The following is a 15,066-nucleotide window of genomic DNA, read 5'->3' as shown; positions in this document are numbered from 1 at the left end:
CCGAGTCAGGAGCGTCGCCATGACGCAATACGAAAGTCGCCCCGGGACCGGCGCGGCCACCGTGCCCCAGGACCACCCGGCGCGGGTGCGACTGAAGGCACAGCGGAGGAAAGTCGGCCATGTCGACGGGGCGTGGTGGCCTTACGGCGACGACCTCGCGAGCGAGCTCCCGGTGCGGCCCCGCGACCGGGCACCCTCCAATCGAGTTTCGGCAACGCCCCTCGAATTCGTCACCGCTGAATGGGTTGATCGGTTCAGCCACCGGCACCGCTACCAATACTGCGGGCACATCCCGCCCGCGGAGATGGCGGCCGCCACCAGGGGATTCATCTCCTCGCCGATGAACAGTCCACAGTGCTTCGAGGGCCACCGGGCCCACAGCCGATCACTCTGGTCACTGACCTTTCCGGTGTTTGCCCGATGCGGCGGATCCCGTTGTCCCAACCTTCGCATCCGTGGTCCAAGCGCGGTTCCCGTTGCGCGCCGGGCACTGGGGGTTGCGGCATCGCCAGTACCAGGCCCCGTTCTTCCGACGTTTGAGGTCCACCTCCTTTTTCCGGCATCCACCACAGTCGGGCGGCTGGGAGAAGGGCCCGGCATGCTGTTCCCCGAGGATCTTGCCGGCGAAGTGGGCGCCGCGGATGGTCAGCATCACCTCGCGAGTGCTGCTCTGCGACAACGGGTTCAGACTGCCCAGGATCACCGGGCGGCTGTCGATGACGACGATCCGTCGAGCACGATACAGCCAGGATCGTCCCGGGCCGCCCGAGCGGAGTCGATCCGGCAGTGGTCGAACACTTCGGTAAGCAACCACCGCTGGATATCCGGGCGATCGCTGCTCCGAAGTGCCTGCGGCGGAACAGGACCCAACTGCATGAAGTCGCCGAGCAGCACGACGGTACGTCCGGCCGACGCCACGGCCAGCAGAACATCGGGGAAGTGGAGCCGCACCTACCTCGTCGACCAGCACCACGTCGTACGGCCCTGCGGCGACGGCGGGATTGGTCCGGGACCGAGCGAGTGTCGTGGCAACCAGCCGTGCGGCACGAATGATCTCTCCCTGTGCATCTTGCGCGAGTGCCCGATACCTCTCCTCCAGTTCCTGATGTCGTTTCCGCAACGCCTCGATATTGCGGCTGCCGGTTTCCGCAGTGGTGCGCAGCAATTCGAGCTCGGCGAGCTTACTCGGCAAGCCCCGGCGGCGTGCCGACTCGACCCGGTCCACTGCGCCTTTCGTCAGTTCGAGTTCGTGGCGCAGCGCACGCAGCTCGCCGGCGGCCCGATCCAGGTCGACAGTCCGCCGATTCTTTACGGATTCCGCCTGTTCACGCGCCGACCCGATGCGCGCGATCTCCGCGGGGGGCGACTTCGGTCAGCCCAGCGCCGCGACCCGACAAGAGCAACGCCGGCCGAGGAAAGTCCTTGCTGTGACACAGTATTCAGGTTCGATAGGGTATCCGCGAACACGACACTCCCGTCGAACCGACCGCAAGGACGCGAACCCAACCACCCCGAATTCCGGTGGCCTCAGTCGGCCGCGACGCGTTACTCCCCTCGGTGGCCGGCGCGTGGCGCTTGCCCGGCCGCGCGGCTCATCTCGAGTACCGCGTCGCGGCGGCTGAGAGAGCCGACGGGCGAACCGACGTCGGGATCGGCGCTGCCGTAGATCCAGGTGGGCCCGTCGGCGAGGTGGTCGAGCGCTTTCCGGGCGACGTCGGCGGGATCGGCGAGATCGCCGTGTGGCCGGCCTGCCACGTCGAGCTTCCGGCGCAGCGACGGTGTGTCGGTGCTGCCGAGCGCGAGCACGTCCACGCCGCTGCCGCGCCACTCGGCCCACTGTGCTTCGGCAAGGATGAGGTCGAAGGCCTTCGTGGCTCCGTAGGCGGCGAGGCCGGCGCCGTCGTCGCTGCCGGCGTTGTAGACGAACAGCCCGACGTCCAGGTCGCCGGTGGCTTCCGAGAGTTCTGCCAGGGCACTGGAGATGCTGAGATCGAGCACGACGGTACGGACCTGGACGTCGTGCCGCGCCCGAATGTCATCGGCCGCGGCAGCGGCGTCTCCCGGAGGTCCACCAGGTCCACGTCGGGCCGATTGAACGTCTCGAGGTAGCCGGTCACGAACGGCGGGCGTTTGCCGGCGTAGAGGTGGTCCCGCGGGATCAGCTTTTCGACCGTCGCCGGGTCCTGCACGATGCCGCGGTACTTCTCCTCCAGGAACGCGCACCACTCCGCGTTCGCGTCCCGGTCGGTGAACAGGTCGGTGTAATTCGTGGTCAGCTTGGCGAAACCCGGTGCGCGCCAAATCGTCTCGTAGAACGCCCACCGCTGTTCCCTGGTGTCGTCGAATGTCGCCCGATCGTGCGGGACATGCAGGAATCCGGTGTCGTTGTCGGTGACGATCTCGCGGATACGCTCGAAGTCGGCCTTGATCCGGGCCTGTTCCTCGGCGGGGATGACCCGGTTGTTGAGTGGCACACACCAATTCGGTGTCCGCTGATACACCGTCAGCGACGCGACCTCGTCGGCGATCGCCGGGATGACCTGCACCCCGCTGGAACCGGTGCCCACCACCGCCACCCGCTTGCCCGCGAATTCCACCGGCTCCTCGGGCCACAACCCGGTGTGGTGCGCGATGCCCCGGAAGTCCTCCCGCCCGGGCACCTGCGGATAGACCGGGGCCGACAGCACCCCCGTCGCGTTCACCACGAATCGCGCCCGGACCTCCGAACCGTCCGCTGTGCGCACAGTCCACGACCCGGTCCCCTCGTCCCAGTCCTCCGCGACGACCCGCGCGTCGAACCGGATGTGCCGCCGCAGATCGAACCGGTCCACCACGTGGTTGAAATACCGCTCGCTCTCGGCCTGCCCGGTGAACACCTCCGGCCACGTCCAGTCGTTGAACAATTCCCTGGAGAAGAAGTAACCGTAGGTATAGCTCTCGGAGTCGTACCGCGACCCCGGATACCGGTTCCAGTACCATGTACCACCGACCCCGGCACCCGCCTCCAGCATCAGCACCGAGAAACCTGCCTCCCGAGCCAGATACAACTGATAGATACCGGTCACCCCGGCCCCTACCACCAGCACATCGGCATCGATTGCCGGATCGGTACCGCCGGCAGCCGTAGCATGTGTGGCCACAAATGTCTCCCCCACGAATATCTCCTGTCGCAATGGGCCGTACGCCAGCTCCGCGCGGGCGCGTCGGAACGCGCCGTGATGGGTGGTCGGTCTGCGCACCGCTCTGTGCTCATCCCCCGGACACCTGTCTTCTCTCAGGTCCAGGGACTGTTGTCCCACGCCCGGTCGAGCGGCTCCATACCGCCGCCGAAGGGGAAGAATTCCTGCTGCGCGTAGGTCTCGAGGCCGTGGCCGAGTTCGTCGAGGAAGGCGCGCTTGAGGTTCTGGGTGAACAGTTGCCGGGTGTAGCGCAGCACCAGGTGAGGCCGCTTGGCGAGATCGCGGGCGAGCTCCCACGCCCGGTCGAGGACGGCGTCCTTGGCGTGCACCTCGGCGACCGCGCCCCACTCCAGCGCCTCCTGCGCCGTCAGCTTCTTGCCCGTCAGCAGCATGTAGCGGGCGCGATTGTGGCCGACCAGTAAGGGCCAGATCACGTGCTGTCCGTCGCCGGGCACCAGACCGCGCGGGAAGTGCGCAGCGTCCTGGAAGTACGCGTCCTGCGACGCCAGCACGATGTCACCCATGAGCGGAACCTCGGAGTGGACGTTGCACGGCCCGTTGACGACGCTGATCATCGGCACGTCGACATCGAGCACGTTCGACGTGAGTCTGCGGCTGTACCAAGCCTTCTCGTCGAGCTTGTGTAATCTGCGGACACCGGGCATCGCGTCGTAGACCGGCTTTTCCGGGTACTCACCGTTGGGCAGGCGGCCCCAGTCGGCGTTGTAGTTCACCCCGGTGCCGACGTGGATGAGCACCTTGATCTCGCGGTCCCCGGCGACGTCGGCGAACGCGTCCGCCATGTCGTCGTGTGCCCGCCAGTCCCACACCAGGCTGCCGCCGTCGGTGTGGCACTGCATGAGCAGGATGCCCTCCTCGCTCAGCTCGAACCGGTAGTTCGGGTACCGGTCCTTGTACTCGGCGAACCTCGAGCGCTTGACCACGTGCCGTTCCCTTCGCTGCGTCGGCCCCTCGCCGACTTCACCACTGCCGCTGGGCATTTCCGATGTCGAACATCAGTAGACGCGCCACTGCCCCGACCGAGGAAGGACCCGCGCGACCACTGACTGAGAGGTCGCGGCTGAGCAGCGCCGGACGGACGAAAATGCAAACCATGGATCGTAGGTTCGACAGCTCGTCTCTCGGCGCCTTCCTGCGGACTCGGCGAGCATCTCTGCAACCGGAAGATGTCGGGCTGCGGCGTAAGCCGCGGCGGCGTGCCCCGGGACTGCGACGCGAAGAGATGGCGGAGCTGTGCAACATGTCCGCCGACTACTTCGCCCGACTGGAACGCGGCGACGGGCCGCAACCCTCGGAGAGCATGCTCGCGGCCATCGCGCGTGGCCTGCGGCTCACCCCGCACGAACGCGATCACCTGTTCCTGCTGGCGGGTTATCGCAAAGCTCCCCGCCACCTGCGGGTTCAGCACGTGAGCCCTGGATTGATGCTCGTGATGGACGGCCTCTTCGACACCCCGGCCCAAGTCATTGGCCCGACAGGCGAAACATTGCTACAGACCCCGCCCGCAGTGGCCTGCTGGGCGAACAGACGCACTACACCGGCCGCGCGCGCAGCGCCCCTTCCGCTGGTTCACCGATCCGACCGCCCGTGCGCGATACCACCCCGACGATCACGACAAGAACAGCCGCGTCAACGTGGCGCAACTCCGCGCGGCGGTCACCCGCGACGGGCCCGGCTCACCGGCAGCGGATCTCGTCGAATTCCTGCACGACACGAACGAAGAGTTCACCCGCTTGTGGGAGCTCCACGAGGTGGGCCTCCACTGGAGCGACACCAAACGATTCGTCCACCCCGAGATCGGCCGGCTGGACCTCTACTGCCAGCTTCTGCTCGAACCGGACCAGGGGCAGTCACTGCTCATCTTCACCGCCACCCCGGGCACCGAGGACGAGGAGAAACTCGCCTTACTGAAGGTGCTGGGCCTCGAGAAATTCACGGTCGCCACCGAGTGAGAGAGCAGCAGCCGGCTACCGGACGTCCGAGACGCACAGCCGCCGTGCTCCTCCAGCGGGGTGGACGTCCAAGGATTTGGTCGCGAGTGCGGTGTGGTGCCGCGTTCCGCTGTCCGGCGTGAACCGTGAACCGTGAACCGGCCGAATCCTTTTCGGGGCCCACGCCTCCTATCCTCGGACGGCCGCGAGGCCGAGGTCGAAGGAGGTCCGATGATGGTGGTTGTCGCCGCCGCGGTGGTCGCGGCAGTGTCACTGGGTAGCTGCGTGGTGTTCGTGCGGCTGCGCAGGAGGTCGAACAGGCATGGCTGATTTCACACGAACGTCCTGGCCGGGCGATCGCATCGTCACGGCGGCGCAGCAGGGCGACGAGGCATCCATTGCCGTGCTGGTCTCCGGCGCGTATCCGCATGTTCGCCGGTTCGCCTTCGCGCTGTGCGCGACGAGTCAGGACGCGGAGGACGCCGCACAGGAGGCGATGATCGTCCTGTTCCGCAAGATCGGGACGCTGCGGGCGGCTGCCGCGCTCGCATCCTGGATGTTCCGCATCGTGCGCAACGAATGCCTGCGCCGCACAAGGGCCTTGGCCCGCCTCCACCTCCAGGAGCTGATCCCCGAGCCCGCCGGACCGGCCGCCGAGGACGTTGTGCTGAATCGGCTGGAGATCGAGCGCGTGGCCGCCGCCGTGGCCGCGCTGCCCGCCGACCACCGCAGGGTGCTGATCATGCGCGACATTCAGGGCCTGCCGGGCCGCACCGTCGCCGCTGCCCTCGGGTTGAGCACCGCGGCCATGAAGTCACGCCTGCACCGCGCTCGCGCCACCGTGCGAGCCCAGCTGCTCACTGCCGATGGGAGCTCACTGCCGTGAATACCGACACTTCGTCACCCGAAACCGCACCCTCGGGGGTGCTGCTGGTGCACGGCGCCTGGCATACCGGCACGGCATGGGACGGCGTCGCGGCAGGACTGCGAGCACGCGGTATCCCCGTGGCCGTCGCCGAACTGCATCGCGGATCGCTGGCGGGCGATATCGCCGCCGCCGAGGCCGCGCTGGACGAGCTGGCGGGATCCGGCCCCGCCATCGCGTGCGGTCATTCCTATGGCGGCGCGGTCATCACCGGTCTGCCCGCGGGCAGGATCGCTCATCTGGTGTATCTGGCGGCGATGATGCCGGATATCGGCGAAACCAGTATGGGCCTGCTCGCCGGTGCGCCACCCAGCGATCTGCGCGCGTGCATCGTCGGCGATTTCACCGGCATCACCACCATCGATCCGGAGCGGGCCGGGCCCCTGTTCCATGCCCAACTCGACGCGGACAGCCGCGCCGAACACGTCACGAAGCTCGTCCCACAGGTGATGGCGCCCGGTTACGAAGCGACCACCACCGCGGCCTGGCATGCCCGGCCCAGCAGCTACGTACTGTGCACCGATGATCGCGCCGTTCATCCGGATCTGCAGCGCCGCTTCGGCACTCGCGCCACGCACACCATCACATGGAACAGCGATCACGGTGCCTTCGCCTCCCACGAGGCCGACACCGTCGAACTACTCGCCAGGCTCGCCGCCCCGGCAGGCTGAGCGTGCGGCCGGTCGCCACCGGTGATCAGCGCGACGGGCTTGCCGATCTTGGTGCTGGTCAGCGGGGCGACCGACTGCCGACTCCACACGCCGGACACGCGGCGACCCGCATCCACCGATAACCGGCTCGCACACCCGGTGGATCTGACATCGGCCTGGGGTCGCGGGTCGTACCTCGGCAACCGTGAGGCCATCACGCTGCCGGTCCACCACGATCTCCGCACGCTTCTCTTCCCGATCCCGGGGATGTCTGCTGCGAGGCGTCTCCAGTCCCGACCTGGTACCCGACCCCGATGCCATCTCGACCAGCCCCCGAGAATCCGCCCCGGCACGGTCGTCGCGCCGGGGACGGACTGCCCGCAACGGGAAGATATACTGTATCGAAAATGATTACAATGGTATGACCACAGCTCCTCTCATGCCACGGCCGTCCGGCCTGCGCTTCGCCGAGGCCAGCATGCCCGCGAATACCCGCACACACCTTGCACTCTTGCACGCAGGACTCGTCTAACGTTACTGTTGTGCAAATGGTCAGTCCTAATGACCACAACATCGACCCCCGCACCGCACGGAAGGACACCGGAGTCTGATGACCGAATTCACCGATATCACCTACAAGGTGGACAACGGACTGGCATGGATCACCATCAACCGCCCGGAGCGCTACAACGCCTTCCGCGCCCAGACGGTCGACGAACTGGTCATGGCCTTCAAACGCGCCTGGGCGAGCGGTGAGGTGGGGGTCATCGCTCTGACCGGCGCCGGCGACAAGGCGTTCTGCGCGGGCGGCGACCAGAAGCAGCGGATGGAAACCGGCGACTACGGGCCGTCGGCGAGCGGATTGTTCGAGGTCGAGGCCCTGCACCGCGTCATCCGCGACACTCCCAAGCCGGTCATCGCGGCGGTCAACGGCCTCGCGATCGGCGGCGGCCATGTACTGCACGTGCTGTGCGACCTGACGATCGCCGCGGACACCGCGCAGTTCGGGCAGAACGGTCCGCGGGTCGGCTCCTTCGACGCCGGCCTCGGCTCCGGCTATCTGGCCCGCGTCGTCGGAGAGAAGCGGGCCCGAGAGATCTGGTTCATGCTCCGCCGGCTGTCGGCGCAGGAGGCCCTGGAGTGGGGCCTGGTCAACAAGGTCGTTCCCGCTGCCGAGCTCGAGGCGGAGGTGCGTGCCTGGGCCGATCAGATGCTCGACTTCTCTCCCACGGCGCTGAAGGTCCTCAAGCAGTCGATGAACACCGACACCGAGCACTTCGTCAGCATCGGCAACATGGCCTACTCGACACTGGCGATGTTCGGTGAGACTCCGGAAGCGCAGGAGGGTATCAACGCCTTCAACGAGAAGCGCAAGCCCGATTTCACGCCGTTCCGAGGGAAGTGAGATGCAGTTCTCGGTAGAACAGCGCGAGTTCGCGGCGGCAGTCTCCGGGTACTGCCGCAGCCGGCTCGCGACAGTCGCGCAACGTGATGCGGTGACCGAGGGCGGGACTTTGTCCAACAGTCCCCAGGTACTGGCCGATATGGCCCGCAACGGGTGGCTGGGAGTTTCGCTGCCCGCGCAGTTCGGCGGCGGCGGGGCCGGATTCGTCGACGAGTGCATCTTCCTCGAGGAGTCCGCCCGCGGCTTGGCGCCCATCACGGGTTACTCCACGGGTCTCACCGCGGCGCAGACGTACCTGCGCTGGGGCACCGACGAGCAGAAGAAGACGATCGTCGCCAATCTCACCGCCGGGCGCCTCGAGGCGATCGCGCTCAGCGAGCCGGGCGCGGGATCGGACCTCGCCGGACTGCGGGTCAGCGCCCGCCTCGACGGGGACCGCTACCTGATCAACGGCCAGAAGACGTGGATCTCCGCGGCGCACGTGGCGCAGCACATCCTCGTCCTGGCCCGCGAGGACGGTTCCGGCACCAAGCATCAGGGCATGACACTGCTCATGGTGCCGGCCGATGCACCCGGTCTGACGATCCGCGCCATCGAGACGATGGAAGCGCACACCTGCAACGACGTGTTCTTCAGCGATGTCGAGGTCCCGGTGTCCGCGGTGGTGGGCGAGGCGCGCAACGGGTGGAAACAGCTCATGCGCGGACTGTCCATCGAGCGTCTGATCATCGCCGCGATGAGCATCGGCGGTGCCCGGCGCGCCCTAGACGATGTGGTCGCGTACGCGCGGGAACGCGAGCAGTTCGGCCGTCCCCTCGCCAGCTTCCAGGCCCTTCGGCATCGCCTCGCCGACCTCGCCACCGATGTCGAACTGGCGCGCACGTTCGTCTACGACGTGGCGACGAAGATCGACGCGGGGCTGGAAGACGATCTCGCCCGGGAGAGCGCGATGGCGAAGATGCGGTGCACCGAGGTCGCCAAGAACGCGACCCTGGAAGCGATGCAGATGATGGGCGGCTACGGCTATGCCCGCGAATACGGTATGGAGGGCCAGGTGCGGCGCGCCCTGGCACCGCCGATCTACGGTGGTGCCAACGAAATTCAGCGCGAGATCATCGCCAAACACATCGGCTTGTGAGCGGATCGCCGAACAACCATCGAGCTACGAGGGGCATGATGACCGACACGATCTTCTCGCCGACGCTGTTGTCCGGGAAGCGAATTCTGATCACCGGCGGTGGCACCGGGCTCGGCCGCGGTGTGGCGCGGCACCTCGTGGAGCACGGAGCCGAGGTGCATCTGTGGGGACGGCGTGCGGCGGTCCTCGCCGAGGCGGCGGCCGAGGCATCCGCCGCCCGGCCCGGATCGGTGCATTATCATACCGTGGACGTGCGAGACTACGAGAACGTCGACGCCACGATGGACCGGATCTGGTCCGAGTACGGCCCGCTGACGGGTGTGGTGAACAATGCGGCAGCCAACTTCATCGCGCAGACCAAGGACCTGAGTCCTCGTGCGTTCCAGGCGATCACGAGCACCGTGATGAACGGCTCCTTCCACACCACCCACGCCGCGGGCAAGCGCTGGATCGCCGAGGGGCTGCCCGGCTCCGTCCTGTCGACGCTTACCACGTGGGTATGGACGGGGTCCGCTTTCGTCGTCCCGTCCGCCATGGCCAAGGCCGCGGTGCATTCGATGACGATGTCGCTGGCCGTGGAATGGGCGAAGTACGGGATTCGGGTGAACGCCCTCGCCCCCGGGCCCATCCCCACCGATTACGCCTGGGAGATGCTCAATCCCACCGACAAATCCTCGGTCGGCGCCACCCAGGCCGATCAGATCCCGGCCGGGCGCCCCGGAACGATCGAGGAACTGGCCAACCTGACGATGTTTCTGCTGTCGGGCGCGTGCGACTATCTGACCGGCCAGACCATCGCCATGGACGGCGGGCAGATGCTGGCCGGCCCCGGCACATTCGCGGGCCTGACGAGCCTGACCGACGCCGATTGGCAGCAGATCAAGGAAACGAGCAAGGCCGCCTCCGAGTCCAGCAAGGCTCAGCGAAGCGTGTGAAACCCACCGCCTGCACCGAACGAGAGAGGGTGCGCATCCACAAGATGCGCACCCTCTCCGGTTTTCTCCGTCGTGGCGTAAACTGCGATCAGAGCGTCGGGCGATACCGGTACCTGCTGCTGCGGGTCGAGGCGAATTCAAGGATCCCCGAGCCGCGTACATCGCCGAGGGTGAATGCGCACAGCCGATCGGTCAGCGCCGAATCCAGCGCACGCGGCGACACCGAACCGTCGAGCGGATAACGATCGGATTCGATGCGATCGGCCCCCGCCGAAACACCGTGGTGGCCACCGTAACCGGCGCCCGCCATATAACCTCCGCCCGCGCGGCCGTCGGCATGGACGACGTACCGCTGCCCCGCGGCCGTCTCGACCACGACATCCCCCTCGACCAGATCCAGATCGGGGGTGAAGACCAGGGCGTGCCGGACATCCGTGATCGGGTCCAGGACGCCGCTCTCGTGCATGACGGCCCCTTCCAGCAGAATCCTTTCCTGCGCACGGGTTTCCACGAGCAGGAAGCCGATCGAGAAGTCCGGGAACTGAGCCTGGTACCAGACGTGCAAGCCCTGGCCCCCCGACATGGTGCGCACGCCGCGGGAGCGGTCACGCTGCCCGTACCAGCCGTCCACGTCGTAGCGCCGGCCGTCGATCCGCAGTGTCCCCTCGTACCGGCCGGACTGGAAGAGGTGGTCGAACGAGGTGTGCTCGGCGGAGGTGTTCGCGACCGCCACCGAACCGGACCACGCCGGAGTCCGCGCACGCCAGCCCAAATCGAATTCGGTGCCGATCTCGTTGGGGCCCAAACGAAGCCGCCAGAGTCGATTCGGCTCCACCACCTCGAAGCGGAAGGGCCCGGCGCCGTCGCGATCCGTCGCGCTCAGCAGCGTGGAGAAGCGCAGGTTGCGCTGCTCGCCGGCGCCGCTCACGACCACGAACCCGTCGGCGGTGTCCCGGGCCGGGTAGATACCGAAGCCCATGATCACCGAGGGCTCGAGGGTGTCCACCGGATGCAGGTTGAACATCAGGCGATCGAAGAACCCGTTCGGTAGATCGATGATCTCCGGTCCGACCAGCGGATCGTGAAAGATGCCACCGGATGTGCTTGTCATCGAAACTCCTTGTGGGGGCAGGCGTGACGCGTCGAATCGCGCGACTGTCGACGGGTCGCGTCGGCGGCCGCCGATCCGGCCGCACGCCGGGCGTCCTCGAGAAAGCGCTGTACCAGCGCGGGGTCGGAGTAATAGGGATCACCGATCCCGTCGAGTACGCGGCGGCGGCTGTATTCGTACAGGACGGCCAGTTTCCACAGCGCGAGTGTCGTGTACCAGGCGAGGTCTTTCAGATCTCGTCCGGTCCGGTCGCGATACCGTTGCACGAGTTCGTCTTTCGACGGATACCCGTCCTCGAGCAGCGCGGCGCCGAGTTCGGCGGTCGGATTCATCGACCGCCCCGGTTCCGGCACCGTCGCCAGCAGGTAACCGACGTCCAGCAGCGGATCGCCGATCGTCGCCAGTTCCCAGTCGAGCACCGCCCGAATGCGGCCCGGGGCATCCGGCGCGAGTACGACGTTGCCGATCCGGAAATCGCAATGAACAAGCGCCGCATCCGATTCCGGTGGCGTATTCGCCGCCAGCCACGCGTCGACATCGGCGAAGTCGGGCGGCGGAGCCCCCTGTTCGTCCGCGACGAGCCGGCGCATCCGATCCAGATGCCTGGCATTGAAGCCCTCGGGCCGGCCGAGTCGTTCGAGTCCGACTGCGCGCCAATCCACTTCGTGCAGGTCAGCGAGCGTGTCGATCATGCTGTAGCCGATCGATCGACGCTGATCGGGTGTGTCCAGCGGTGCCGGGGTGCGCGCGGTCACCACGGGACCCGGGGCGAAGCTCATCACGTAGAACGGCACGTCCAGCACCTCGCCCGCCTGGGCGACGGCGAGAACTTCCGGTACCGGTACCGCGGTCGAGTGCAGTGCCGTCAGCAGTGTCGCTTCCCGGAGCATGTCGTTGGCGCCCGGGGGAAGCGGCGGAGGCGGCGGGCGGCGCACGACGACGCTGGTGTCGCCACCGGTGACCAGGAAGGTCAGGTTCGAGTGCCCGTCCCCGATACCTCTGGTCGTGATCGGTCCCGACAGGATGTCGTGACCGATCAAGAACTCTTGCAGCGCTTTTCGAGTCTCAGCAGTCCAGTCCCAGCTCATCTCGGCTCACCGGCCGGTGAAGTGTGGGGTGCGCTTCTCCTTGAAGGCAGCCAGCGCTTCGGGCATGTCGTCGGTCCGGGTGAGCAGTGCCTGACCGCGATTCTCGAGTTCGAGAGCCGCCGCGTACGAGCCGATCTCGGTGTTGCGCTGAATGGCACGCTTGGACATCCGCACTCCGCCGGGCGAATTCTGCGCGATCTGCCATGCCATGCCGAGCGCCTCGTCCAGCAGTCGCTCCGACGGCACCACGCGGTTGACCAGTCCGATGCGCTGGGCTTCCTCCGCTTCGACAATGCGTGCGGTGTAACCGATCTCGGCGGCGCGGGCCGGGCCGACCAGGCGCGTGAGGTTGTACGACGTACCGAGTTCCCCCATCGACAACCCGACCTTGACGAACGCGGCACTCATCTTGAGAGTCGGTGCGGCGAGCCGGATGTCGGCGGCGAGTGCCAGCGCCATGCCGCCGCCGGTCGCCGGGCCGTGGATGGCGGCGATCACCGGAAACGGCAGATGCCGGATCGACTGGATACCGCCGGTCGCGGTCTCCTGGAACTTGAGGAATTCCCGGACCCCCATCTCGGTGATCACCTGGATCTCGTCGATGTCGAATCCGGCACAGAAGGCCCGCTCGCCCGCACCGGTGACGATGAGCGCGCGCAACCCGCTGTCCCGTAGCGCCCGGCCGGCGGCCAGGTACTCGTGGAACATCGTGACGGTCTGCGAGTTCAACCGGTCTGGCCGGTTGATGCGCAGAATACCGATGTCCGGCTCCACCTCCTCGAAGGTCAGCGTCTCCAGAACGGGAAAATCAATCATGTCTCGGCCTCACGTCGCTGATGTCCTGCTGTGCTATTTGCCCTCGAAGACGGGAGGACGCTTCTCCTTGAACGCGGTCAGCGCCTCCGTCATGTCCGGGCTGCGGGTCAGCAGGGCTTGTCCCCGGTTCTCCAGCTCGAGGGCCGCGGCGTAGGAGCCGACCTCGAGGTTCGCTTGCAGGGCACGCTTCGACAACTGCACGCCGCCAGGCGAATTCGCGACGATCAGGTCCGCGAGCGCGAGTGCGTCGGAGACGACGTCCCCGTCGCCCACCGCGTTGACGATGCCCAGCTCCGCCGCCTCCGCCGCGTCGACGATCCTTCCGGTGAAACAGATCTCGCTCGTCTTCGCCGGTCCGATCAGACGGGTCAGCAACCACGAAGTGCCCAGATCGCCCGCGGACAGGCCGATCCGCACGAAGGCGGCATTGAACTTCGCCGCGGGGCCGGCCAGGCGAATGTCTGCGGCGAGCGCCAGGGCCAGGCCGCCGCCCGCGGCCGGGCCGTTCACCGCGGCGATGACCGGTACCCGGAGTGCGCGAATCGCGCTCAGCGCCCGCGCCGCGCGCTCCTGCTGATCCAGCATGCCCAGCGCGCCCAGACTCGGCAGCGCGTCGGCGTCGGCCAGGTCGTATCCGGAACAGAACGCCTTCCCCGCGCCGGTCACGACGACCACACGGCAGTCGTCCTCGGTCCCGAGCCCCCAGGCGAGACGCTCGAGTTCGACGAACATGGTGTCGGTCATCGCGTTGTAGCGGTCGGGCCGATTCAGCGTGACCACGACGACGCCCGGCCGGACCTGCTCGGTGAGCAGGGTTTCGAACGGTTCTTCCAGGGTTTTCATCCGGGCTCCTAACGAGGTGGACCAGGTGGGAACGAGCAGCTCACTACCGGCGGAACCGTGGCTTGCGTTTCTCGACGAAGGCGGCGATGCCCTCGGCCGCCTCGCCGTCCTCGAACAGCGCCTGGATCTGGTCGACCTCGTATCGCGCGCCCGCGGCGAACGGCAGATCGAACGCCGCGTCGACGGTACGCACCACCGCCAGTTGGGCCGGCAGCGACGGACCGAGCAGGCCGCGGGCCCACGTCAGTGCGGCCTCGGTCGCGGAACCGTCGGTCAGCCGATCCACCAGGCCGATCCGGTAGGCCTCCTCGGCTGCCACCTGCCGGGCACTCAGCATGATGTCGAGAGCCCGGCCCCGCCCGACCAGCCGCGGGAGCCGCTGGCTGCCCCCGGCGCCGGGAATCAAACCCAGCTTGACCTCCGGCAGGCCGAATCTGCCGCCGGGACCGGCGACGCGCAGCGTACAGGCCATGGCGAGTTCGAGGCCGCCCCCCAGCGCGACGCCGTCGACCGCGGCGATGGAGATCCACGGCGCCGCCGCGAGCCGATCGTTGACCGCACGCATCCGGTCCCCGTACGCGGTGAAGGTCGCGGCGTCGATCGTCGACAGATGCTTGATGTCCGCGCCCGCGGCGAAGAATCCGGGCAGGGCCGAGCGGATCACCATGACCTTCACCCCGCCCGCCTTCTCGGCGGCGTCCATCGCGAGGTGCATGCCGTCGAGCAACGGAATGCCCAGCGCGTTGGCAGGTGGCCGTTGCAGGGTCACCACCGTGACCCCCGGTTCGGCCGTCTCCCAGGTGACCACATCCTGTGCCAGCTCTGCCACGTCGTCCTCGCATCCCAGCTACTCGTCGACACTGCCGCGGCCGACTCCTGCCCCTCGGAAGCTATCCATCCACCGGGCTGGAATCAACCATTAATTTGGTATGACCAAAATACCTCCCAGCCTGTAGCATCGCAAACTCACACGACAGGACCGGCTGCTGCTAGATTAGGTACGACCAAATAAATGGAAAGCAGG

The 15,066-nt window shown here is 67.3% G+C and carries 13 protein-coding genes and 2 pseudogenes; 7 read left to right on the top strand and 8 right to left on the bottom strand.

The genetic code is table 11. The features are described 5' to 3' along the window. Positions 1–19 precede the first annotated feature (19 nt). Positions 20–160, top strand: a pseudogene (locus LBW94_RS44500) (DUF5994 family protein); the annotation flags it as partial. Between the two features lie 234 nt (positions 161–394). Here LBW94_RS44500 and LBW94_RS44495 read toward each other — a convergent pair. The 3 genes from LBW94_RS44495 to LBW94_RS30675 form a co-directional block, all read right to left on the bottom strand. Continuing rightward, positions 395–1,342, bottom strand: coding sequence for an AAA domain-containing protein (locus LBW94_RS44495; RefSeq protein WP_416276991.1), 948 nt, complete (start codon positions 1,340–1,342; stop codon positions 395–397). Between the two features lie 250 nt (positions 1,343–1,592). Then, on the bottom strand, positions 1,593–3,155 hold the full coding sequence (locus tag LBW94_RS30680) for a flavin-containing monooxygenase (protein ID WP_266272557.1): 1,563 nt from the start codon (positions 3,153–3,155) through the stop codon (positions 1,593–1,595). A 119-nt stretch (positions 3,156–3,274) separates the two neighbouring features. Further along, positions 3,275–4,123, bottom strand: coding sequence for an enoyl-CoA hydratase/isomerase family protein (locus LBW94_RS30675; protein ID WP_225058938.1), 849 nt, complete (start codon positions 4,121–4,123; stop codon positions 3,275–3,277). Positions 4,124–4,293: 170 nt separating this feature from the next. Here LBW94_RS30675 and LBW94_RS44490 point away from each other — a divergent pair. From LBW94_RS44490 to LBW94_RS30645, 6 genes and pseudogenes are all read left to right on the top strand, one after another. Continuing rightward, positions 4,294–5,152: pseudogene (locus tag LBW94_RS44490) on the top strand (helix-turn-helix transcriptional regulator). A 301-nt stretch (positions 5,153–5,453) separates the two neighbouring features. After that, entirely contained in the window at positions 5,454–6,017 is a 564-nt protein-coding gene (locus LBW94_RS30665; protein WP_225058939.1) for an RNA polymerase sigma factor, read from the top strand. Next, a complete protein-coding gene (locus LBW94_RS30660) occupies positions 6,014–6,727 on the top strand; it encodes an alpha/beta hydrolase (RefSeq protein WP_225058940.1) in 714 nt (237 codons plus the stop codon). Before LBW94_RS30665 ends, LBW94_RS30660 begins: the two co-directional genes overlap by 4 nt. Positions 6,728–7,316: 589 nt before the next feature. Further along, on the top strand, positions 7,317–8,111 hold the full coding sequence (locus LBW94_RS30655; protein WP_225058941.1) for an enoyl-CoA hydratase-related protein: 795 nt from the start codon (positions 7,317–7,319) through the stop codon (positions 8,109–8,111). A 1-nt stretch (position 8,112) separates the two neighbouring features. Next, entirely contained in the window at positions 8,113–9,249 is a 1,137-nt protein-coding gene (locus LBW94_RS30650; protein ID WP_225058942.1) for an acyl-CoA dehydrogenase family protein, read from the top strand. 35 nt (positions 9,250–9,284) lie between these two features. Further along, the gene (locus LBW94_RS30645) at positions 9,285–10,184 is read left to right on the top strand and encodes an SDR family oxidoreductase (protein WP_416276988.1); all 900 of its coding nucleotides are present in this window, start codon (positions 9,285–9,287) and stop codon (positions 10,182–10,184) included. Between the two features lie 88 nt (positions 10,185–10,272). Here the strand turns inward: LBW94_RS30645 and LBW94_RS30640 are convergent, their stop codons facing one another. The 5 genes from LBW94_RS30640 to LBW94_RS30620 are packed head-to-tail and all read right to left on the bottom strand — an operon-like array spanning position 10,273 to position 14,871. Next, complete coding sequence (locus tag LBW94_RS30640; protein WP_225058944.1) at positions 10,273–11,295, bottom strand: hypothetical protein; 1,023 nt, start codon at positions 11,293–11,295, stop codon at positions 10,273–10,275. Next, positions 11,292–12,383 carry a phosphotransferase family protein gene (locus LBW94_RS30635; protein ID WP_225058945.1) on the bottom strand — a complete coding sequence of 364 codons (1,092 nt, stop codon included), beginning with the start codon at positions 12,381–12,383 and terminating at the stop codon, positions 11,292–11,294. The genes LBW94_RS30640 and LBW94_RS30635 overlap by 4 nt, the downstream gene beginning before the upstream one ends. A 6-nt stretch (positions 12,384–12,389) precedes the next feature. After that, positions 12,390–13,199 (bottom strand): enoyl-CoA hydratase/isomerase family protein, encoded by an 810-nt coding sequence (locus tag LBW94_RS30630; protein WP_225058946.1) that lies wholly within the window; start codon positions 13,197–13,199, stop codon positions 12,390–12,392. Positions 13,200–13,232: 33 nt separating this feature from the next. After that, the gene (locus tag LBW94_RS30625; RefSeq protein WP_225058947.1) at positions 13,233–14,042 is read right to left on the bottom strand and encodes an enoyl-CoA hydratase/isomerase family protein; all 810 of its coding nucleotides are present in this window, start codon (positions 14,040–14,042) and stop codon (positions 13,233–13,235) included. 43 nt (positions 14,043–14,085) lie between these two features. Continuing rightward, positions 14,086–14,871, bottom strand: coding sequence for an enoyl-CoA hydratase/isomerase family protein (locus tag LBW94_RS30620; RefSeq protein ID WP_225058948.1), 786 nt, complete (start codon positions 14,869–14,871; stop codon positions 14,086–14,088). Positions 14,872–15,066: the final 195 nt, after the last annotated feature.

Origin of the sequence: Nocardia sp. alder85J (assembly GCF_020176955.2) — a bacterium.
Taxonomy (GTDB): Bacteria; Actinomycetota; Actinomycetes; order Mycobacteriales; family Mycobacteriaceae; genus Nocardia.
The sequence above is the reverse complement of the archived record's forward strand: the minus strand, read 5'-3'. Positions and strand labels throughout refer to the sequence as shown.